Source organism: Paraburkholderia madseniana (assembly GCF_009690905.1).
GTDB classification, from domain to species: Bacteria; Pseudomonadota; Gammaproteobacteria; order Burkholderiales; family Burkholderiaceae; genus Paraburkholderia; species Paraburkholderia madseniana.
The window spans coordinates 1-796 of sequence record NZ_VOSW01000298.1 but is presented as its reverse complement, the minus strand read 5'-3'; the positions used below and the strand labels follow the sequence as shown (position 1 = coordinate 796).

The window sequence follows — 796 nt, the reverse complement described above, 5'->3', positions numbered from 1 at the left end:
CGGTAGAGTCGAGATGTGGCGCGGTAGCGGTAGGCTCGGTTTGTCTGTTGCCGCCTCTTTCGTCTGGCGGTGCCCCAATAACCTCGCCGTAACCCCGTTTCCACATCCCGCTCATCGAACCCAGCGTGCAGATCTCCCGCACTGGGCTCTCGGATAAGACATCACGCCTTCACACACGCCACGCTACGCCCCCACGTGCGCTCAGACGTACGAGACCGAAGTACCCGTAGAGATGCGGGGATGGATAAGTCCCGCCCCTGCGGCGTCTGAGCTTGTACTTGTTGCGTAGCCACCGGCGCAACCGCGTTGCGGTGTAGCTGTCCAGCGCGCGATAGGCGCGGCTTACGCTCCCTACCTTGAAGTAGTTCGCCCAGCCGCGCAGCGTGCGGTTCAACCTGCTCACCAGTTCCGTGGTCTCTTGCCATGCCGTCTTGAGGGCGGTCATTGCATGAATCTTTTCGACCATGCGCCGGATACTCTTCTTCGACGGCTTCATACCCATACGGGCCTGACCAGTCGTAGCGGAGTACATCCGCCCAAACGTAAAACCCAGGAAGTCGAATTCGCCTTCCGGCACCTTGCAGATTCGTGTCTTCTCCTCGTTGACCGTCAGCTTCAGCTTGTCCATGATCGCGCGCATTCGTGACAAGGCTTCTTCTGCCTTACCTTGCTTGCACAGGATCACCAGATCGTCCGCGTAGGTCACGATTCGACTACCAAGACTGCGCTGAAGTCCGAGCCTTTTCCATGCCAGCACAAACCGGCGCATGTAAATATTCGCCAGCAGTGGTGAGAT

Annotated in this window: 1 protein-coding gene; it reads right to left on the bottom strand. The window is 58.7% G+C overall.

The genetic code is table 11. From position 1 onward, the window contains the following. Window positions 1-169 precede the first annotated feature (169 nt). Window positions 170-796, bottom strand: a 627-nt coding sequence (locus FSO04_RS45895; RefSeq protein ID WP_267905127.1) for a group II intron maturase-specific domain-containing protein, incomplete at its 5' end; no start/stop codon positions are given.